Source organism: Microcoleus sp. S13_B4 (assembly GCF_036700885.1).
Classification (GTDB): domain Bacteria; phylum Cyanobacteriota; class Cyanobacteriia; order Cyanobacteriales; family Microcoleaceae; genus Microcoleus.
Genome location: NZ_JAUBPU010000079.1, coordinates 1 through 22,482, shown reverse-complemented (window position 1 = coordinate 22,482; position 22,482 = coordinate 1). Strand labels below are relative to the sequence as shown.

The 22,482-nt window shown below is 44.4% G+C and carries 14 protein-coding genes; 7 read left to right on the top strand and 7 right to left on the bottom strand.

Features of this window, described 5'->3' with window-relative positions:
* Positions 1-104: 104 nt before the first annotated feature.
* A complete protein-coding gene (locus QT994_RS25030; RefSeq protein ID WP_333179385.1) occupies positions 105-314 on the bottom strand; it encodes a hypothetical protein in 210 nt (69 codons plus the stop codon).
* 310 nt (positions 315-624) lie between these two features.
* Between QT994_RS25030 and QT994_RS25025 the strand changes: the two genes are divergently transcribed.
* The gene (locus tag QT994_RS25025) at positions 625-1,266 is read left to right on the top strand and encodes a Uma2 family endonuclease (RefSeq protein WP_333179382.1); all 642 of its coding nucleotides are present in this window, start codon (positions 625-627) and stop codon (positions 1,264-1,266) included.
* A 44-nt stretch (positions 1,267-1,310) separates the two neighbouring features.
* Here QT994_RS25025 and cofH read toward each other — a convergent pair whose 3' ends face one another.
* Positions 1,311-2,456: a 7,8-didemethyl-8-hydroxy-5-deazariboflavin synthase subunit CofH gene (gene cofH, locus QT994_RS25020; protein WP_333179380.1), complete on the bottom strand. Its 1,146-nt coding sequence runs from the start codon at positions 2,454-2,456 to the stop codon at positions 1,311-1,313.
* 140 nt (positions 2,457-2,596) lie between these two features.
* On the opposite strand from cofH, the gene QT994_RS25015 reads away from it, so the two are divergent.
* Both QT994_RS25015 and QT994_RS25010 read left to right on the top strand, forming a co-directional pair.
* Positions 2,597-3,811 (top strand): glycosyltransferase, encoded by a 1,215-nt coding sequence (locus QT994_RS25015; RefSeq protein WP_333179379.1) that lies wholly within the window; start codon positions 2,597-2,599, stop codon positions 3,809-3,811.
* Between the two features lie 99 nt (positions 3,812-3,910).
* Positions 3,911-5,686, top strand: a complete 1,776-nt coding sequence (locus QT994_RS25010) for a glycosyltransferase family 39 protein (protein WP_333179376.1) — start codon at positions 3,911-3,913, stop codon at positions 5,684-5,686.
* Positions 5,687-5,851: 165 nt separating this feature from the next.
* Here QT994_RS25010 and QT994_RS25005 read toward each other — a convergent pair whose 3' ends face one another.
* The 3 genes from QT994_RS25005 to QT994_RS24995 form a co-directional block, all read right to left on the bottom strand.
* Entirely contained in the window at positions 5,852-6,112 is a 261-nt protein-coding gene (locus tag QT994_RS25005) for a hypothetical protein (protein WP_333179374.1), read from the bottom strand.
* A 47-nt stretch (positions 6,113-6,159) separates the two neighbouring features.
* A complete protein-coding gene (locus QT994_RS25000) occupies positions 6,160-6,765 on the bottom strand; it encodes a DUF3318 domain-containing protein (protein WP_333179371.1) in 606 nt (201 codons plus the stop codon).
* 181 nt (positions 6,766-6,946) lie between these two features.
* Complete coding sequence (locus tag QT994_RS24995; RefSeq protein ID WP_333179368.1) at positions 6,947-8,476, bottom strand: nucleoside transporter C-terminal domain-containing protein; 1,530 nt, start codon at positions 8,474-8,476, stop codon at positions 6,947-6,949.
* 220 nt (positions 8,477-8,696) lie between these two features.
* Here QT994_RS24995 and QT994_RS24990 point away from each other — a divergent pair, with 220 nt between their 5' ends.
* Positions 8,697-8,975: a hypothetical protein gene (locus QT994_RS24990; protein ID WP_333049969.1), complete on the top strand. Its 279-nt coding sequence runs from the start codon at positions 8,697-8,699 to the stop codon at positions 8,973-8,975.
* A 97-nt stretch (positions 8,976-9,072) separates the two neighbouring features.
* On the opposite strand, the gene QT994_RS24985 is transcribed toward QT994_RS24990, so the two are convergent.
* Positions 9,073-9,267, bottom strand: a complete 195-nt coding sequence (locus QT994_RS24985; protein WP_333171260.1) for a hypothetical protein — start codon at positions 9,265-9,267, stop codon at positions 9,073-9,075.
* A gap of 157 nt (positions 9,268-9,424) precedes the next feature.
* Positions 9,425-9,562 carry a hypothetical protein gene (locus tag QT994_RS24980; RefSeq protein ID WP_333049966.1) on the bottom strand — a complete coding sequence of 46 codons (138 nt, stop codon included), beginning with the start codon at positions 9,560-9,562 and terminating at the stop codon, positions 9,425-9,427.
* Positions 9,563-9,703: 141 nt separating this feature from the next.
* Between QT994_RS24980 and QT994_RS24975 the strand changes: the two genes are divergently transcribed.
* From QT994_RS24975 to QT994_RS24965, 3 genes are all read left to right on the top strand, one after another.
* On the top strand, positions 9,704-14,563 hold the full coding sequence (locus QT994_RS24975; RefSeq protein WP_333179364.1) for a CHAT domain-containing protein: 4,860 nt from the start codon (positions 9,704-9,706) through the stop codon (positions 14,561-14,563).
* A 529-nt stretch (positions 14,564-15,092) separates the two neighbouring features.
* Complete coding sequence (locus QT994_RS24970; protein WP_333179361.1) at positions 15,093-20,402, top strand: ATP-binding sensor histidine kinase; 5,310 nt, start codon at positions 15,093-15,095, stop codon at positions 20,400-20,402.
* Between the two features lie 170 nt (positions 20,403-20,572).
* Entirely contained in the window at positions 20,573-22,105 is a 1,533-nt protein-coding gene (locus QT994_RS24965) for an ATP-binding protein (protein WP_333179358.1), read from the top strand.
* The last annotated feature ends 377 nt before the right edge of the window (positions 22,106-22,482 follow it).

Below are 22,482 nucleotides of genomic sequence, written 5' to 3'. Positions count from 1 at the left end.
CTATCCTTTCTCTTCGCTGTGCTTATCTCAACGGTCAACTTTCAATTTGATGTATTTGCCAAAGTGAGATGCACCCGATAGAGTTATTTCTCCTACACAACTTTTTATGGTTCTTTTTCTACCCGAACCTTTTCCCCCCGCCGATTGAAAAAAAAACCGCTAATTTCTGGTGCTATTGTCTCAATTAAATGTTCCCTCACACTGAGTTCTACGGATTCAAAGCTTTGTAGATTGTCTACTGGGGTATTCTTATAAAGGATCTCTGCTATTTCTTGGAGATTTATTTTGATCTTCTGCTGTTCTTCTGGGGTCATGCTAACTTGGATTATGGTAATTTATCTGCGTTCTATTATGCCATCAGCTTAGCCAGATAAGTGTCTAAATATTTATACTTACTGCCAAAGTGGGATGCTCCCGAAATCATGAGTCTGTTAGTCAAATTAATCCGGTTGCAATGAAGTCATAAATGTGCGATCGATCTTTCTAGAATTTAGTCAAAAGTGCGATCGCGAATCTCTTCTCGTTGCCCGTGCTAAACTCAACAGATATATCCAAAAACTCTTGTGGGGTAGGCATCTTGCCTGCCCTTGGCACAAACTTAACAACTAGCTCCCTATTCAGCTTATGATTGTTATCACCCCCGTGCTCAAACCTATTAGCCAGATCGAGCTTACTCCCGGTAGTGTCGTAACTATTCCAAATGTAAGTTGGCTGGAATTTGAGTCGATTTTGCAGGAATTAGGGGAAAAACGAAGAAGCAGAATTGCCTACAGCAACAGTACCTTAGAAATTATGGTTCCCTTACTAGATCGGGAAATTCCGAAAGATTTAATTTTCGATATTGTAAAAAAATTACTGAAGTCGGCGGGCAGAAGATATGAACCCTTTGGTTCTACTACTTTCAAACGGGAAGGTGCAGCAGGAGTTGAGCCTGATGCTTGCTTTTACATTCTAAATTATCAACAGATGATCGGCTGCCGCCGACTGCAACCCGACGATCCGCCGCCCGATTTGGCAATTGAGACGGATGTTACTTCTAAAACTACGATCGATGCCTATAAAATTATTGGAGTTCCAGAAGTATGGGTTTATGACAGCGGCAGACTTCGCATTTATTTGCTGCAAGATGGAGAGTATGTAGAATCGGATATGAGTCCCAATTTTCCAGAAACCGCGATCGCCCAACTGATTCCTGCTACAGTGGAACGTGCTTGGCAGGTGGGAAATTTGCAAGCGCTAGAAGAATTTGAAAGTGCGATCGGCTAAACTCGTAGGATACGTTACGTACTTCGCACTTCGTATCCGAAAAATCACACACTTACTGCCAATTTGTCAACCCCTAAAGGTCGATAAATTGTATCTCTTTGTTGATAACTCCGCCCCAAAGAACTAATCGCATTTTGCAAATCTTCAACAGACTGACAACTGCCGCCAACCGCACCGGCCATCGTTGTAATGTGTTCTTCCATCAAAGTGCCGCCGATGTCGTTGCAGCCCCATTTCAGCGCTTCTGTAGCTCCATCTAAACCTAATTTTACCCAACTCGGCTGGTGATTGGAAATCAGATTTCCCAAGAAGATTCTCGATACAGCGGTGAGTAACAATGTATCTGCTAAAATTGGTTGGTCGCGGCCGACTCGACTCCGCAAAGGAGCCGGTGCTTGCTGTCCGACAAATGGTAGTAAAATAAATTCTGTAATGCGTGCCCGATAGTTTTGGTCGATCGCAGTTTGTTGGAGCGATCGTACTTTTTCTAAATGCAAAACCTGCTGTTGGGCCGTCTCAATATGCCCGCAAAGCATCGTACTCGTTGTTGGCAAACCCAGACGGTGAGCAGTTCCCACAATTTCCAGCCAAGTTGCCGAATTTAGTTTTTCCGGGCAAATCACCCGTCGCACAGAATCGTCGAGAACTTCCGCCGCCGTTCCCGGCATCGAACCCACTCCCGCATCCCGCAAAGCCGAAATTACATAGCTGAAACTAAGATTATCTCCTCTGGCAATAAATTCTATTTCTTGGGGCGAAAAAGCGTGCAAGTGTAACTGAGGAAACTTATCCTTAATGGTTTTCACCAATTGCAGATAATAAGGTAAAAATGCGCCGTTCAGCTTAGCTTGAAGATTTAAGCCGCCCTGCATACAAATTTCCGTTGCACCTCGCTGCACTGCATCAGTTGCCTTTTCCTGAATTTGAGCTGCATCTAACCAAAAAGCGCCCTCATCTCCCTCGTCGCGGCGGAATGCACAAAAACTGCAATGCTGCTCGCAAATGTTAGTAAAATTAATATTCCGATTGATAACGTAGGTGACAGTATCCCCTGATTGTCGGCGGCGGAGCAAGTCAGCGGTTGTTTGAATAGAAGCTCGCGCATCGGGATCTCTTTGCTGCAAAAGAACCAAGGCCTCTGCGGTAGAGATGTTATAACCTTGTAAAGCTCGATCGAGAATTGCATCCACAGTTTTCTTTTTAACTCAATTACAGAATTACTGACTAGAATTAAGGCATTTTTATATTTTAACTAATCAATTATGGAGGAACGATATTTTACAATCTCAAGTCTTACAAAACCATCCTTTATTTTCTGCGAACTGAAATTATGGGCATCAACCAAGCAAATCACCTCTTGCCAGTGCCGTCTGGGCCTTTGCAAATTCCTGCCGTACAGACTTTCGGTTCCACTTTTACAGACGGCGACACACCGCCAATTTATTTTTCCCTGGTCATTCCCACCTACAACGAGTGCAAGAATGTCAAAACTCTTGTGGAAAAATTGAGCCACTTGCTCGATGGCTGTATTCCCGGCAACTACGAATTAATTGTAGTCGATGACAACAGCCCCGATCGCACCTGGGAAGTGGCCCTGTCCCTGACACCCGAATATCCGCAATTGCGGGTGATGCGCCGGGAAGAGGAGCGGGGACTTTCCACAGCGGTAATTCGCGGGTGGCAGGCGGCTCGGGGCGAGGTTTTGGGCGTCATCGATGCCGACTTGCAGCATCCCCCGGAGACGCTGTTGCAGCTTTTAGCAGAAATTCAGCGGGGAGCAGATTTAGCTGCTGCGAGTCGCCACGTTGCCGAGGGTGGTGTGAGCGACTGGAGCGTTCTCAGGCGATTTTTATCGCGGGGCGCTCAAACCGTGGGGTTGGTGATCCTACCGGGAGTGGTGGGCCGAGTTTCCGATCCGATGAGCGGGTATTTTATGGTGCGTCGCACTTGCATTGCGGGCAAAACCATGAATCCTGCTGGTTACAAAATATTGATTGAAGTGCTCGGCAGAGGGGATATCCGCTGGATTGGAGAAGTTGGTTATGTGTTTCAGGAGCGCCAAGAAGGCGAGAGCAAAGTTACCTGGAAACAGTATATTGAGTATTTACGGCATTTGGTTCGGTTGCGGTTTGCTCGCTGGCCGATGGGTAAGTTTCTGCGGTTTGGTATTGTGGGTTTCAGCGGCGTGTTTGTGAATATGGCGGTTTTGTACGTGCTGTCGGATATCCTCAATTTGCAGGTGAATGGCAGTCTGATCGTTGCTGCTGAATTGGCAATTCTCAGTAACTTTTTGTGGAATGACTTGTGGACTTTTGGGGACATTTCTAAGCTGCAACCAAGAAAGCGCCAGCGATTGAAACGGCTGTTGAAATTTAATACGATTTGCTTGATGGGTTTGATTTTGAATGTGCTGCTGTTTAATTTGCTATTAAAGGTTTTTGGAATCAATAAATATTTGGCTAATTTAATCGCCATCGCCACTGTGACTCTGTGGAATTTCTGGATAAATATGAAGCTGAGTTGGCGGGTGACGGATGTGAATTAGGTAATGCGTATTTGGGAATTGATAATTGATAAAATGACCGATGGCTAATAACTAATGACTAAGGCCTCTTGTTTCCTATGATTTTGAATCACTGAATTAATGATTAAGAACAAACAACTGTTGTTACTATTTCTGTGGACGGCGATCGCCTTTATTTTGCGCTTTGCCAATTTGGACTCGAAACCGCTGTGGACGGACGAGTTTTCGACTCTAGTTTTTAGTTTGGGCAACAGTTTTCGAGGGGTGCCGATCGATCGCGCGATCGACCTTTCTACATTATTACAACCCCTACAATTTCGCCCCGGTGCTGGGATTGCAGATGTCTTAAACCATTTGCTGCTAGAAAGCAATCATCCACCAGTGTATTTTATGCTCGCCCACTGGTGGATGCAACTGTTTGGGCCGACCGAGGATAGTTTAGTTTGGATTGGGCGAGCTCTTCCTGCATTATTGGGCGTGATTTCAGTTCCAGCTATCTACTTTTTGGGCAAATTTGCTTTCAGTTCTCGTTTAGTCGGTCAATGTGCGGCCGCGATGATGGCCGTTTCTCCCTACGGCATTTACCTCGCTCAAGAAGCTCGCCATTACACTTTAGGAATCTTATTAGTTATTTCCTCTCTTTTTTGCCTCGCCTTAGCTGCAAAAAAGCTGCAACAGCGCGCTACCCTGCCTATTTGGGCTGTGTTGATTTGGGTAGTTGTTAACTGTTTGGGAATTGCGGCTCACTACTTTTTTGCACTGACTTTGTGTGCCGAAGCAATAGCATTAATTGCTGTTATCTGGCAGCAGTTTAATGGAAAGTTGCCAATTTCCAACAGCCCGCAGCCTAATATTTGGCAAGTTCAAATCCTCTGGCGGCTTTTTGCAGTAGCGATGGGGACTTTAGCTGGCGGTTTAGTTTGGCTGCCGGTATTTTTGTCAAACAAATACGGCAGCGAATTAACTAATTGGATCGTCAGTGGCGATCGCACATTTTTAGATGGGATCAATCCGATTATTCAAGCTTTAGCTGGATGGATCACTGTCATGTCTCTGCTGCCGGTGGAATCGCCAAATTTGGCAGTAGTAGTTGTATCGGCGATCGCAATGACAGTATTTTTTATATTGGTGCTTCCCATCCTGTTTAGCGCTCTTAAAAATTCCTTAACAACACCTGATACTCGTTTAGGTACTGTTATTTTTGGCGGATTTGTGCTAGGAGCAATTTTCCTATTTTTCAGCTTTGCATATATTCTAGGGATTGACCTAACTCGCGGCGCACGATACAGTTTCGTCTACTTTCCAGGCGTGATATTGCTTTTTGGAGCAAGCTTGGCGGTTATTTTTAACACACCTACAGCAAAAAGTCAATGGTTTAATTTACCTCCTGTGGAAATTGCTGGCAAAAAAGCAGTGGTGCTAATTTTAGTAATGGGTTTTGCAAGCGGAGTCACAGTAAATTCTAATCTCGGCTATCGCAAATATTACAAACCCGACCTTTTAATTCCGATTATCCGCGAAGTCTCGAAAGTTCCCGTGTTAATTGCCACTACTCAAAAGACTCATGTAGAAATAGGAGAGTTGATGGGGATAGGGTGGGAATGGGAAAGAAGTTCGGCAACGAATTTTGTAGCGGATGTAACGGATGTTAGGAAAAAAGAAGAAGTTAAAGCCTTTGATTCTCCGCTGTTTCTTTTGGCTAATCAGAGAAGGGATGGGCCGGAAATAGCGGCAGGGACACTTCAGAAAACACTCAGTCAATTAGAACGGCCACTTGATTTGTGGTTGGTTAATTTTCGCGCACCTGTCAATCTAAAAGCACAAAAATGTCAGGTTGAATCGCGCGAGTTGCCTGCGGTGGATGGATATGAATATCAAGTTTATCATTGTTCTTGATTTGGCGATCGCCCGCAACGACAGTCCGATCGACTAGGAATATCTATAGATAAATTTATGACTCGGAGGCATAACAATATTCGCACAGACCTTTTGATGTCTGAGGAACTTGATTTTGGATATTTTCAGGGATGTGACGGCGAGCTCACATTTCTACACAGTAGGCTAAATCCGCCCCAACAAAATATTGCGGATAATCCGATTGACAAAACTGAGGTAATCGTCGATTTCTTCGTAAAGATGGAGTTCTTGTTCTTCGCCAGGATGTAGGGGCAAAGTTTGTTGTTTGTCCAACACTTCTTGGAGGAGATTTTTGACAGCGGTGGAGGCTTTAAAAATCGGTATGCCTTCCACTAATTCAATTCGGATAGCTCCTTCTATAGGTAGAGTATCGCGTAGGTTTTCCCGTTTGGGCAGGATTAACATAGTTGGGGATTTTATGGGTTTTCGTCTTGATTATATCAAGGTTTTTTTCAATCTTTCCTAATACTATCGGGCACGCCCACCGCCGAGATACCCGATATCGCCCTTAAATTCTGACACCGAATCAACTCGTTAAAATCCAAACTGCGCTTTTCTATCTGCGCCACAGCCTCGATCGCCGCCAGCAAATGTCCGGCCGCTTCGGCTTCATTGTAACCACGCCTTCCCGCTACTCTAATCGCCGCTTCGTCAGCATCTAACTCTACTTGGGAACTGCGGTTGTCCCGCCAAATTCGAGTCATGGCGAGTCCCGTCAAACCGCCCGCGATCGCAGTGCCGATCGCATCTCCCTGCAACAATTCTACAACAGTCCCGACAATTCCCGCCAAAGCCGCACCTTGATAAATATCCGGTTTAAACCACTTAACATTGCACAAAAAACTTACATTCCGCAAGATTAGTAAATCCCGCTGCGGCTTAGATAGCAGCCGCCACAAATCAAAATTAATATAAATCGGGCGAGATTGATTCCAAGGTAAAGGAAACTCGCAGTCAATTACTGTTGATTGTTGTGGCTTATTAATAATTTTACACGTCATGCGGCCGGAAGCAGGCATCACATCTAACAAGCGGCGAATTTCTGGGTCGGGGTTCATAATTTTTTAGGGATTTGGTTATTCATTCTTGGTAATTAGACCTATTGCATATTTTTTGATTAATATGTAAACCGCATATTTAAGGCAGATAAACGCAGACTATTTCCAGATAGTTTGGGAATGCTTGCAGAGTCTAATCTGTAGGGACACGGCCGTGCCGTGTCCTTTTCCCGTAGCTCATTTAAGGGTTTTTCTTGGAGGCAGGAGAGGGAGATTCTTGAGATCTCGGAGCTGCTTTTTCGGTATTAGCCGAAGGCTTGGGGCTGGCAATTGCTGGGGCAACTGACGGCTTTGAATTCGCGGCTGGGGATGGCGGTTTTCCAGAATCGGGGGCTGTTAGCGGTGCAGCAGGGGCTGTTTTAGCGCCTAAAATGCTGGCGTCTCCGGTGTCGAAGGTGCCGGCGATGCAAGCGATCATCATTGTCGCTAAAGTGCCGACAAATAATGCTTTCCAACCGAGTTCGGAAATGTCTTTGCGGCGGGATGGAATTAGGGCGATCGTACCGCCGACAAATATGCCGACGGAGGCTAAGTGGGCGAAGCCGGAAAGGGCGTAACTGACAATTAGAACTGTGCGAGAACTCACCTCTCCTTTCGCTGCCGCTTCTGCTAAACTTTGGTAAGGAGGAATTGCTGTTTCTAATAGTCGGCGACCGATAATTACTGATGCTTCCCAAGAATCTTCAAAGGGAACTCCGGTTAACAAAGTCAGGGGGTAAAATAATGTTCCTACAATCGTTGCCAGCGTTGAGGCTCCCAAAACTTGATTGATTAAGGAAACCAAGCCTAAAATCAAAATCAAAACCGCTGCGATCGACACTGACATCTTTACCCCGTCTAAGGCGCCGATAATTGCTGCATCGAGAGGGCTGACTCGTTCGATGGGTTCTCCCCCAACAGTCTCTTGTTTGAATTCTTCGCGATCCATGTCCGAAATTTCTTCGCCCACAAACTCGCGGCCTTTAGGCTTTGGCTCTTCCTTGGGAATGCCGCCCATTGTCACGGGTACGCCTGTTTCAGGTACTAAAATTTTGGAGAGGACAAAACAAGCGGGAATGGCGATAATTGAAGCGGAAACTAAATGCCCTAAAATATTGGGAAAAACTGGCTTAAGAAAACTGACATAAATTGCTAAAGTTGAAGAAGCGGCGGTTCCAAAACAGCAAGAGAGGATTGCACAAAGTTCGGAACGAGTCATTTGTGGTAAATAAGGCTTGACGACAATTGCCGCTTCAATTCCTACGAAGATATTAGCAGCGCCACTAAGTGCTTCCGCGCCACTCAACCGCATTGTCATATAAAATATTTTGGCAAAAACTTCAGTGACAATTTGAATCACGCCGATGTTGTATAGCAAAGCCATGAGGCCCGAAAAAAAGATGACTGTCGGTAAAGCTCGAAAGGCGAAAATATATCCTAAATTAACTGGCGGGTCTTGACCGGGTATTGGTACAATGTTTTTACCGAATACAAATCTCGCCCCGGCGTCAGCAGCGGTGAATACTCCATCCAGTAAGCCAGTAAACCACTCTAGGGCGATGCGAGTTGGGGGGAAGAGGAATACTAAAAATCCCAAGACTAATTGCAGCCCAATACCCCAGATGATGACGCGCCAGGGAATATACTTGGACTGTCGGTTTTCTGAAAAAATCCAGGCGATCGCACATAAGCCAAAAATGCCCAGAAACGAGATAAGATTGTAGATAGACATGAGCCTAGTCCTTGAAATAGTTGAGAATGCCGATCGACGGTTTGCACCACATCAGTTATACTATTCATCTGACGGCAAATACTAAAAAAAATAACGGGCAGATGAATTACGCACTCAACAGCGTACTTATGTCATTGCTTAGGTCATTCCGAAGTTGGCGGATCTTTAGCAACCCTTGATTTGCCGTAATTACCAGCAGTTTAGATAGAAACTCTAACACATGGAAGCTTTTGCTCCACATCCTCCTGAATGGACTGCGACGGCGGTTCACGCTAATGAGTTTTGCTGTCCCCAGTGCGGTGCTAGTTGTACGGATGCCGCTGAGGTCTGGATTAATCGCCGATCGCCAGTATACACCGAGTTCAACCGCCGCAAGTGGCAAGAATTTTACCGCTGCCAGTGTGGCGGCGTGTGGTGGGCCTGGAGTAGCGATAGGCCTCCTTCAGAACTTGTGCGTCGCGACGAGAGTTCGGATGATGACTCGGCTGATGATTTTTAGAACGGTGACAGAATTTTCGATTTTCGATTTTATTTAAAATTAGGGTAAGTTGCAGATGGCGCATCCTAAACTTAGAGAGGTTATCGCCCGTTCTTAACTAATTGAGTACGTCAAGTATTCCCTTGACTACGCCTTCCATGACTCTTTCAATTAAGCTCAATTCATTTTCGCCGATCGACTCATTCAACAGCATTGACTGAATTCTTTGTCTGTCATTGCGAGTCAGTTCGCCTGACGAAAATATCTGCTCAACTATTTGTTCCGTTAGAAATGGGAAAGTTGGAGTTTGCATGGTTGGTCTCTAAAAGCATCAATATTTTGTTTTTAACTTCATTAGAGCAGCCAGTTATTTTGGGGGGTTTTGCCGTCCCACCCAATCAGTGCTGAAATCATAAGGTTTTGAGGGCATTTTGTCAATATACCTGCGACAGATAAATATAAAATCTGCATTAAATTTCCGACATTCTGGCAACGGGTGCTTTCGGAGTGCGATCGACTGATGCCATGTGCGTGCAAGGTCGATCGACCCCCGGCGGTGGCGGTGTTCGATCGACCTTTTTAAGTTTATTGGCACTGGGACGGAACATTACAGCTCAAAAAAAATCAAAACTACAATAGATGTGAATTGGTAATCGGGAATTGGCTTTTCTGAATTCCCTCATCCTTCCGGCTAATGACTAATGACTAATGACTAATGAATAATAACTAATGACTAATGGCTTCCTCCAATGACCTATTTTCGTTCTGCTCTAATTTTGACATTAGGTTTTTGGCTGCTACCGCTAGCAGTGCGATCGCAACCTATCGTTCCTGCAAATGACGGCACTAATACTGTTGTTAAATCCGAGCAAAATCGCACAGACATTAGCGGCGGGCAACTGTCAGGAAACGGGGCAAATCTTTTTCACAGCTTCAGCCAATTTAATCTCAGCGAAGGTCAAATAGCTAATTTTCTAACTAATCCAAATATTCAAAATATTTTAGGGCGGATTTCCGGCGGCGATGTTTCCGTCATTAACGGTCTGATATCGATCAGCGGCGGCAACTCAAATTTATTTTTAATGAATCCGGCGGGAATTGTCTTCGGTCAAAATGCTAGATTAAACGTGCCGGGGTCTTTTTTTGCGACAACGGCTACAGGTATTGGCTTCGGAGATCGCTGGTTCAATTCGAGCGGGATTAATGATTACAAAGCTTTACTGGGAAATCCCAATCAATTTAATTTTAACAACTCACAATTCGGTGCAATTGTCAATACTGGAAACTTGGCAGTTGGCAGCGGGCAAAGTTTAACTTTGCTCGGTGGCACCGTTATTAATACAGGACAATTATCCGCTCCCAACGGTCAAATTACTGTGGCTGCTGTTCCGGGACAAAATGCAGTCCGCATCAGTCAAATCGGCAATTTATTGAGTTTAGAAATTACTCCGTATTTGCAGTCAGAAAAATCGGCGATCGCCCCACAAGCTTTACCGCAGTTGCTGACGGGCCCCGGCTTAGCGTCAGCCACAGGTTTAACGACTAACGAACAAGGTCAATTGGTACTCACTGGCGGCCAAACAGTGCCGACAGTTGCCGGAAGTGCGATCGTCTCCGGTTCGGTAAATGTATTTGGTCCTTCTGGGAATGCTGGCGGCACAGTCAATATTTTAGGGGAAAAAGTCGGACTGTTCGGCGCAAATATCAATGCTTCCGGGACGGACGGCGGAGGTACTGTGCGCGTCGGAGGCGGTTTCCGGGGGATGGAACCAGTGCGTTCGGCACTGGTAACTTATGTTAGTCCTGATTCTACGATCGCAGCAAACGCGATCGACCGCGGCAATGGGGGCACTGCGGTAATTTGGTCAGACAATACAACTCGCTTCTTCGGCAATATTAGTGCTCGCGGTGGCATCGCCGCAGGTAACGGCGGAAGAGTAGAAGTTTCCGGCAAAAATGCTTTAACTTTCCAAGGAGAGGTCGATACCCGCGCGACTAACGGTGCGATCGGCAATTTGTTCCTCGACCCGGCAAATATTACGATCGTCAGCGGTAACGGTGACAGCAGCGCGCGATCGACTGGCGGGGAACTCGAATCGGCACCAGAACCCAATGAAACATCGATCTCAGAAGTACAGTTGGAACAGATGGCGGCCGGCAGCAACGTGGTTCTAGAAACCCCCGGCTACATCACCCTCCAAGACTTGCCCGATAACAAACTTTCCCTGCAAGCGATCGCGGGAGACACCGTAACATTTAGATCCGGCGGAGTGTTTTTTGTCAATGACCCCAAGGATTTAATCGAGACTCAAGGTGGCAACCTCAACTTTTTCGCCAGCAGCATCTCTCTGGGCGGACTCAATGCTAACGGCGGCAATATCGCTATCACTGCTAACGGCATTGACTTTAGGGGCAGCAGCAATTCTGTCAGCAGTGCGGGGGGAACAATTCGCTTGCAACCCAACGATAGCCGATCAATTCGGATCGGTGGCACCGGCGATATTTTGGGCATTTTGGACTTGACGGCAACGGATCTCGGCTCTTTGGCGGGGGGTTTCGGCTCGATCGCGATCGGGCGCGAAAACGGTAGCACCTCGTCGATCGCGATCGTCGCACCAATTACCTTCAACAGCCCGCTGACACTTCAAGGCAGCTCGATCGCGATCAATAATCGCCTGAGTACAAGCCGCCACGCTAGCTTGACTCTCGACGCGCCTCAAACTGATCTCAACGCCAACATTGCGACATCCGGCGGCGATCTCACTTTTACAGGAAACGCATCCCTTAATGCGGACGTGGCTTTGAGTACGGAAGCTACGGGCAACATTCTGTTCTCCGGTAGCCTAGACGGATCTCACGCCCTGAGACTAGACGCTCAGCGAGTGCTGTTCGGCGCTACAGTCGGTCAAGCTGCACCGCTGGCGAGTTTGAGTGTCAACGCCGGTAGTACCCAGGTTTCGGGCAATATTGCGACATCTGGAGACATGAATTTCAATAGTAACGTCACAGTCGATCGCAGCGCCTCCCTAGCCACCACTACCGGCAATATCGCTTTTGCCAATACCCTCGACAGCAGGCCGGGCCGAGCAAATAATTTGACGCTGCGCGCTGGCGGCAACATTACTTTTGGTGGCCTAGTCGGTCAAACTCAGAGGTTGGGCCGAGTCTCGGCTGATGCTGCTAGCGTAACGGCTGCTTCCACAATTACAGCCGGCAGTTTGAGCCTTAACGCGCGAGATTCTGTTACCCTCGGGGGGGACAGCACGGCCACTTTGGGAGCCGATATCAAGGCAGCAAATGTCCTCTTAGAGGGTAATTTAAGGACGGATGGCGGCAACGTGAATCTGCAAGGAAGTCGCGAGGTTCGGACGGGCAATATTACCTCGAACGGTGGGAGGATTCGGGTTGAGGGGAATACTGTTGCAGCAGGCGCGATCGACTCGTCATCGGCGGGCACAGGAGGCGCGATCGCTCTCCAAACCAATGCTGGCCCTTTAACTGCGGGAGCTTTGAACGCTTCGGGGGCGATCGGCGGAAATATTGTTGTCACCTCGAAAGCGGGCATTTCGGCTCTCGATCTCAACTCCAGCAGCACTTCAAACGGCAACGGCGGGGGCGTTTCGCTGAGCGCGACAGGTAATATTCAGTTGGGCTTTATCAACGCTCAAGGCGGCACTGGTGGCACTGGCGGCAGGGTTGATGTGACAACCCTGGGTTTGTTTCGATCGAACAGTGTTTTCAACGATATATCGGGCAATTTTTCCAGTATTTCTACTGCCGGAGGTGCGGGGGCGGGGGCAGTCGCAATTGGTCACGGAGGCGGTATCGATCAACCGTTTGTAGTTGGTGGCGCGATCGATAATGGAACCCGGGGAAGCATTAATGCTGGCGGGGGAAACGCCATTTTGCCGACTTTTTCTTTTGGACAAACTTACACGCAAGGAAGTTTACCAAATCAGATTTCCCTAATTACACCCGGCCCGCCCTCTACTCCTGCACCAATTCCCGAACCAATTCCCGAACCAATTCCCGCACCAATTCCCGCACCAATTCCCGAACCGCCTGTAGTGCCAGTAGCCCCCGTAAATCCTGAGCCGGCGCTGTCAATTCCTGCATCCGTGCAAGTAGAATTGCGATCGCAACGATACAAAACTCCCGAAATTAGCCAGGATATTTTCGCTCCTTCTCGCAGGCTAGATTCGGCAGGTTCGGGAGTTTTAGCATTTGAGGAAATCTTTACTCGCGAGTACGAAAAATATCTGGACTTGCCCGCCAGAAGACCGATTAGTAATATGTCGGTAATTTACGAAACTCTTCGCAAAAATGAACAAATTACCGGGATAAAATCTGCCATTATTTATATGAATTGGGTCAGCAGAGCGGATGCAGGTGCCGCCAAAGAAAATGGTTCGCTGCTGGTAGCCAGTCAGGATTTATCTAATCTACTGCCTGTGAGAAAAAACCTCGCATCCCAGCCTCCTCATCCGTTAGAAGATAAGTTGACCCAGAGGCAGCAGCCGGATGGCAAAGAAGTTTCCGATGTTCCTAATGGGGAGCTTTTAGAATTAGTGTTAGTAACAGCTAACGCTCAACCGCAGCGCGTTTTAATTCCGGCGACAACGCGCTGGCAGGTGTTGCAACTAGCCGACGCCCTGCAAAGCGAAATAACTAATCCCCGAAAAAGAGGCAGCCTTAGTTATTTGGATACGGCGCAAAAACTTTATCGGTGGTTAATTGCACCAGTTGCCGCAGAATTGACAGCTTTAAAGATTGACAATTTAATTGTAATTCCGGCAGCAGGTTTGCGGAGCGTGCCGTTTGCGGCCCTTCACGACGGCAAAGGCTTTTTAGTTGAGAAATACAGCATTAGCGTGATGCCGAGTCTGAGTTTAACTGATATCGGCTACGACAATATTGCGGATGATGAAATTTTGGCAATGGGGGCGTCGGTATTTGAAGATAAAGCGCCATTACCAGCGGTACCGGTGGAGTTAGAGTCGATCGCGCCGCCCGATCGCGGAAAATCATTTTTAAATCAAGATTTTACTCTCGGAAATTTGCAAGCTCAGCGGGCAAATCGGCCTTTTGGTATCATTCACTTAGCAACTCACAGCGAATTCCAGCCCGGGGAACCGAAAAATTCTTACATTCAGTTGTGGGATACTAAATTGCGCCTCGATCAAATGCGGCAGTTGCGATGGAATGAACCGCCAGTGAATCTGTTAGTTTTAAGCGCTTGCAGTACCGCTTTGGGCGATGCAGAGGCGGAGTTAGGGTTTGCGGGTTTGGCGGTAGCTAGCGGTGCTAAATCGGCTTTGGCGAGTTTGTGGGAAGTCAGCGATGAGGGGACTTTGGGGCTGATGACTGAGTTTTATCGGCAGTTGCGGGCCCCCAGACGCGGTGGTAATTTGATGATTAAAGCGGAGGCTTTGCGGCGCGCGCAATTGGAGATGCTGCAGGGGCGCGTGCGGATTCAAGACGGGATGCTACGAGTCGAGGGGCTTTCTATGAGTCTAACTTTGCCTCCGGAAATTGCGGCGCGGGGCGATCGAGTGCTTTCGCATCCTTATTATTGGGCAGCCTTTACGATGATTGGCAATCCTTGGTAATGGGATGTTGAACGAAGAAGGAAAAAGAGGCGTTGCTGAATCAAGATATCAATAATGCAGGAACTGGAATATCCTGAAATTTTAGGTAATGTATAGCAATCCTAAATCATTTGTGAATTTCTTACTCCCTCCCCTCTTGATAAGGGGACGGTTGGGGTGGGGGAAAAAATTTACGACTCCTGCAAGGATTGCTATATGGAGTGATTTGCACTCGCTTTCATTACATGGTAATTCCCCATATTTATACTCTAATTATGCAGCGCCCAAATCTCCTAGGAAGCTCAACGGCGATCGCACTTCACTCTGTTTTGCTTGCTTTTGCAGGAAACTGTGCAGCGATCGCACTGCTGACGCGAATGTTTAGCCGTCTTATTTTTAAGAAATGTTAACAAAAAATAACTTTTATTTTAAACCTTAAGCTTTTCTTAAGTTCCAGGGTAGAGTTATGTATTAGAGGATACATCTACTTAATATATTGACACTTTCTAAAAAAACAACTGAGTATTAATACTGGCAAGAGGCTGTAAGAATGATTAACTTACCGGGCTACGACATTACCAACCAAATCCATGAAAGTAATAATTCTTTAGTTTACCGGGGACTGAGAAAGCAAGACAACCAATCGGTAATTCTCAAATTTCTTAAACAAGATTATCCGATGCCAGCTTCGTTAGTCAGATACAAGCAGGAATACGAAATTACACACAATCTTAACCTAGAAAGTGTTCCTAAAACCTACAGCTTAGAAAGATACCATAACAGTTTGGCTATCATTTTCGAGGATTGTGGTGGAGACTCATTAAAGCTCTTGTTGGCTTCTCACCAACTTACCTTAGAAGAGTTTTTATTAACAGCTATTAAAATAACCAGAGCTTTAGGTGAAATTCATCGCCATAAAATTATTCATAAAGATATCAATCCCAGCAATATTATTATTAACTCAACCACAGGGCGGGTTCAAGTTATAGATTTTGGCATCTCTACTGTTTTAAAGCGCGAAAATCCTACCCTTAAAAATCCTAATGTTTTAGAAGGCACTCTTAGCTATATATCGCCGGAACAAACAGGTAGAATGAACCGAGCGATCGACTACCGCACTGATTTTTACTCATTAGGAGTCACTTTTTACGAACTCCTAACAGGGCAATTGCCATGGGATTACAGCGATGCAATGGAATTAATCCACTGTCACATTGCCAAACAAGCAGTACCGCCCCATCAAATCAATCTAGCAATTCCTAAAGCTGTTTCTAATATTGTGATGAAGCTATTAGCGAAAACCGCTGAAGCCAGATATCAAAGCCCTTGGGGCATTATCGCTGACTTAGAAGAATGCCTAGAACAATTAAAAACTACGGGAGGAATTGCAGATTTTGCGATCGCCCAAAAAGATATTACAGATAAGTTTCAAATACCTCAAAAACTCTACGGCAGAGAAACCGAAGTTGAAACCTTATTAGCAGCCTTTGAGCGAGTCAGCAGGGGCAGCACCGAAATGATGCTAGTATCCGGTTACTCGGGCATTGGAAAATCCGCATTAGTACAAGAAGTTTATAAACCAATTACTAAAGCGAGAGGTTATTTTATTGCCGGAAAATTCGACCAATATCAACGAAATATCCCTTACGCGGCGGTTGTCAAAGCCTTTCAATCATTAGTCAAACAACTCTTAACTGAAAGCGAAAATCAACTCAATACCTGGAAAGAAAAAATATTAGCTGCTGTTGGCGCTAATAGTCAAATCATTGTAGATGTCATTCCTGAAGTAGAATTAATCATTGGCAAACAGTCGGCCGTACAAGAATTAGGCGCTACAGAAGCACAAAACCGCTTTAATTCAGTATTTCAAAAATTCATCCGCGTGTTTTGTTCAGTTGACTATCCCTTAGTCATCTTTCTCGACGATTTACAATGGGCTGATTCTGCTACATTGAAATTGCTACAAGTAATGATTGCAGATGAGCAAACGAAATATTTATTTCTAATTGGTGCTTATCGAGACAACGAAGTTAACCCATCTCATCCTTTAATGATGACCTTAGAGGAGATGCAAAATCAAGGTGCAAGAATCGAGCGAATTACTTTAGCTCCCTTACACCTACAGCAGATAAGTACCTTAATTGCTGATACCGTTCGTAAAGACACAAAATCAGCGCTCCCGCTAGCAGAGTTAGTGCTCACTAAAACTCAAGGTAATCCTTTTTTTGTCAATCAGTTTCTCAAAACTCTCTATCAAGAAAACCTGATGAAATTCAATTTTCAACAAAGGAACTGGGATTGGAATATTTCAGAAATTGAATCAGTAGGTATTACTGATAACGTCATTGAATTGATGCTGGGAAAATTGAAAAAGCTGCCCGTAGCAACTCAGCAAGTTTTGCGTTTGGCGGCTTGCGTGGGTAATAGTTTTGACTTAAACACTCTCTCAATTATTAATGAGAAATCTTGGGGAGCCACGTTTCAAGAACTCTTGCCAGCCATCCAAGAGGGATTGATTCTAACTACTTCTGAGTTAGGTGCGACTGAATTAGAAATAATTAATTCCGACCTGGTAATTACTACTTATAAATTTTTGCATGACCGCGTGCAGCAGTCAGGTTACGCTTTGATTGACTCAAAGTTGCAAACAGCCATTCACCTACAAATTGGTCGCCTGTTACTGGCAAATATTTCTCCTGAGCGACGATCCGAAAGAATTTTTGAAATTGCCGATCATTTAAATTCGGGTCGGAATTTAATCATTGATGATAACGAGAAAACTGAACTAGCTATTTTAAATTTAACAGCCGCTCGCAAAGCCAAAGATGCAACGGCTTATGCTGCTGCCAGAGACTACTTAAAATTCGGTCGAGAAATTCTACCGGGCGATATTTGGCAAGACTCCTATGAACTAGCTTTTACCTTTCATAAGGAGCTGGCAGAGGCCGAATATTTAAACGGGAATTTTGAAGAATCAGAAGCTTTAATAGAACTGGCATTTGCTCGGGCAAAATCTGAGCTAGAAAAAGCCGAACTTTACAACATTTTGATCGTGCAGTACACTCTTCTGAGTAAATATGAATCAGCAGTTCAATCTGGATTAAAAGCCCTTCAATTGCTGGGCATAAACTTGGCTGAAGATAATTTAAGTGCGGCGGTTAATGCGGAAATGGCGGCAGCTAAAGCCAATTTGGCAAACCAAGAAATTGCTTCATTAATTAATGCAGAAAAGATGAAAGATCCGGCTCAACAAATGGCCATGAAATTATTGGGTAACATGGGACCGCTAACGTTCTTTTCATCTCAAGAACTGTGGAAGTTGACTGTGATCAAAGCGATTAACCTTTCTCTCAAGTACGGCTTTGTAGCGGGAGGGTCTTACTGTTATTCATGTTATGGAATTATCCTAAATTCAATTTTAGGGGATTACCAATCGGCTTATGAGTTTGGCAGACTCGCCCTGACTCTCAGCGAAAATTCAAATAATTTGTCTCAAAACTGCCAAGATAGTGTGATATTTGCAAATTACTTAAACTGCTGGGTGAGACCGCTCAAAACCACGGCTGAAATTAATAACGAAGGTTATAAAGTTGGCTTGCAATCTGGTAACTTGCAATGGACAGGTTATAACCGGATGTTTCAAACTATTACTTATTTCTTCCAAGGCATGAATTTGAATAATCTCTTGGAAGATATTGGTAAGTCGCTCCATTTTTGCGAGCAAACTAAAAATTTATGGGCGATTGATATTATTGTTGCTAATAAAATAGCAATTTTAAATTTGATGGGCGAAGAGGATGAAGTTAGCGAAAAACAGCATTTAGAAAATTTTCAAAGCCGTAAAAGTATGGCAGCGCTGTGCGAGTTTTATGTTTTAAAAGCGCAGACTTTATATCTTTACGGACTGTATAGTGAGGCGCTAGAATCATCGAACAGCGCTGCTGAACTGATCGATTATTTGATGGGTCATATTTCTAGTGCTCACCATAATTTTTACCGTTGTCTGATCTTAACGGCTCTGTATCCAGAAGTTTCTGAATCGGAGCAAAAAGATTATTGGCAGCAATTAGAAGCTAATCAGAAACAAATCAAAATTTGGGCGGACAACTGCTCGGAAAGTTTCGCACATAAATTCTTGCTAGTGGCGGCAGAAATGGCGAGGATTTCAGGTCGAGATTTGGAGGCGATGGATTTGTACGATCGCGCGATAGCTGAGGCGAGAGAGCAGGATTTTATTCAGAATGAAGCGCTGGCGGCGGAACTTGCGGCTAAGTTCTGGTTGGCAAAAGACAAAGAAGAATTTGCCCAAATCTACTTGACTAAAGCTCACTATGGCTACCAATACTGGGGTGCTCAACGTAAAGTGGAGAGTTTGGAGGAAAAATATCCCCAATTAATAGCGAGAACTTCAGGGAAGACAACCACTCAAACTAAAGTTAATCGAACTACGACGGCGACTACTAGCAATAATTTGGCAGATACGTTAGATTTAACTACTGTGATGAAAGCTTCCCAAGCGATTTCGGGTGAAATAGTTTTGAGTCGGCTGCTGGAAAGATTGATGAAAATTGCGATCGAAAATGCGGGGGCACAAAAAGGTTTTTTGATTTTAGAAAAAGCGGGAAACTGGGCGATTGAGGCGGAAGGTTCGGTGAAGGAGGATGAAGTTAGCGTGCTGCGATCGCTTCCTCTCAATCCAACAGCAGCTTCTGGGGGTACTCCTTTGCTGGCAAGTGCGATCGCCAATTATGTGATTCGCACTCAGGAAAATGTGGTGTTAAATAATGCCACTCAAGAAGGACAATTTACCCGCGATCCTTATATTGCAGCCACTCAACCAAAATCTATTCTTTGTACTCCTCTGCTACACCAAGGTAAGCTGACGGGTCTTCTTTATTTGGAAAATAACCTGACTGAAGGGGCTTTTACTACCGATAGGTTAGAGCTGTTAAAACTGTTATCTGCCCAAATTGCTATTTCTATTGAGAATGCCCAACTTTACAAAAATTTACAGGAGTTTAATCAAAACTTAGAGCAATTAGTGAGCGATCGTACTCAACAATTATCGAACACCCTAGAGGCTTTAAAAGCCACCCAAACTCAGCTAGTCGAATCTGAAAAAATGGCATCTCTGGGAGGATTAGTTGCTGGTGTTGCCCATGAAATTAATACTCCCATCGGAGTGGGTGTCACTGTTGCTTCAGCTTTAGCAGAAAATACCACCGAATTTGCATCTATTTATAAAAGTGGCAAAATGAAGCGCTCGGATTTAGAAGAGTTTGTCGATATTGCTACCCAAAGCAGTAAGTCACTTCTAATTAACCTAGATCGGGCGGCAGCCTTGATTCAAAGCTTTAAGCAAGTAGCAGTCGATCGCTCTAGCGAAGAACGGCGCACTTTCCAAATCCGACCTTATCTTGATGAAATTTTATTACAATTAAAACCAAAGTTGAAAAATAGCCAACATTCGCTTAAAATTAAGGGAGATAGCAAAATTGCCATAGATTCTTATCCAGGAGCCTTGTCCCAAGTTGTGACAAACTTGCTAATCAATTCTCTGATTCATGCCTACGAACCAGGGATTTCTGGGGAACTAATCTTTGCTTGGGAGCAAGAAGGTAATCGGTTAAGGTTTGAATATGCCGATGAAGGTAAAGGTATTCCCCCAGAAAACTTAAGTAAAATTTTTGAGCCATTCTTTACCACTAAGCGGGGTCAAGGTGGCAGTGGGTTAGGGTTACATATTGTTTACAATTTAGTCACCCAAAAACTCAAAGGTGAAATTGAATGTCTAAGTGAGGTGGGAAGAGGAACCAAGTTTATTATTAAATTACCCATGCAAATTGATGCACAAATGTAGAGTTCCAATTCCGATTTCCTGGCAAAGATAACTAAGTAAGTCTACCTCATTAAAAGTAAAATAAGAATGACTGAAAAGGTTGCTGTGTAACGCTTCTCCCTTCTGCCTTTTTCTTAACAGGTTTTCTAACTTTCAACCAAAAAATCCGTAAAAAATAAAGGTGTACAGCAATGAAAAGTGATTTTGACGATTTGTTAAATCAACCATCTCCAGAAACAGTATTCTTTGCCGAAGTAATCGACTCGGATGACGAGATATTGTTTGCAGAGGAAACCACAGAGAAAAAACTGAGTGAAAGCTGGAAAATTTTAGTTGTAGATGATGAGGATCAAGTTCACACCGCTACCGAAATTTCACTAAGGAAGTTTGTCTTTGAAAACAAATCTTTAACCTTCATTAATGCTTACTCGGCTCGTGAAGCTAAAGAGCTAATCCAAGAAAATCCTGATGTTGCCATCATCTTACTTGATGTAATTATGGAAACAGATGATGCTGGGTTAAACTTTGTTAAATATGTCCGAGAATTTTTAGGCAATCAGTTAGTGCGAATTATTTTACGCACGGGTCAACCCGGACAAGTACCTGAAAAAAGCATTATTATCAATTACGATATTAATGACTATAAAACTAAAACTGAATTAACGACATCAAAGCTATACACTACGATGCTAACAGCTTTGAGAAGTTTTTCTCTAAGTCATAAATTGCAGTCTGAAATAGAGCGGCGCGAACAAGTAGAGAAAGCACTCCGTATCAGTCAAGAAAAAGAATACCAAAAATCTCTTGCTTTAGAACATTTTGTCAAAGAACTGCAAGAAACACAACTTCAGTTAGTTCAAAGCGAAAAAATGTCTAGTCTAGGTCAATTAGTTGCAGGTGTCGCCCATGAAATCAACAATCCCGTTAACTTTATTTACGGCAATCTCTCCCACGCCAACGACTATATTAAAGAACTCATTAATATGTTGAATCTCTACCAAAGGTATTACCCGCAACCCGAATCAGAAATTGTCCATGAAATAGAAGATGCAGAGTTACCATTTATCATAGATGATTTACCAAAATTGCTTTCTTCCATGCAGTTAGGGATCGAACGCATTCGCAATATTGTTCACTCTATACGCAATTTTTCGCGGTTAGATGAAACTGAAATTAAATCAGTAGATATCCACGAAGGCATTAATAGCACTTTGATGATCTTACAGCACCGACTAAAAGCCAAGTCTGATCGGCGCGCTATTAATGTGATCAAAGACTATGGTGCATTGCCGCTTGTGAACTGTTATGCCGGTCAGCTCAATCAGGTGTTTATGAACCTTTTAGCGAATGCTATAGATGCTTTAGAAGAGCGGCTAAGTAGAGAAAATGGTGCAGTTTTTCACCCCCAGATTTTGATTCGGACTGAAGTTATACCCGGCAATTCGCATGACAACATGAACTCGGCTTCCCACATCCTGGTAACAATCGCTGATAATGGTGTGGGCATGACAGAAACAGTTCGTGCTAAACTTTTCACTCCCTTTTTTACTACTAAGCCCATAGGAAAAGGTACAGGCATGGGATTGTCCATCAGCCGAAAAATTTTGATAGAAAAACACTGCGGTCAATTGGAGTGTTTTTCTACGCCAGAGCAGGGAACGCAGTTTATTATTGATCTGCCGACTATCTGTAGAGCCACTAATATCGCCGTAGCTAATGCCTAGAAAACTTATTTGGCTGAATTGATTGATCATATAGGAATCCTTGCGGGAGTCGTAAACTTTTTACCCCACCCCAACCCTCGCCTTATCAAGGGGAGGGAGTAAGAAATTCACAAATGATTTAGGATGGCTATATAGCAATCCTAAATCATTATCAAGACTATGATACAATTATATGCAATACTTGATTGTGACCATAAAAAAATGAATAACTTACAAATGCCACAAAAAGATAGGGAAAAAGAAATAGCTTGGGAGCGTGTCACTTTTGCGATGAGTATTTATACTTAACTATTTCTTTGCTTAAGCTGTTGCACATTTAAACTGTGATACAAGCATTACCCTTATTTTTGATTTTGCGACCCCATTTAATTATTAAT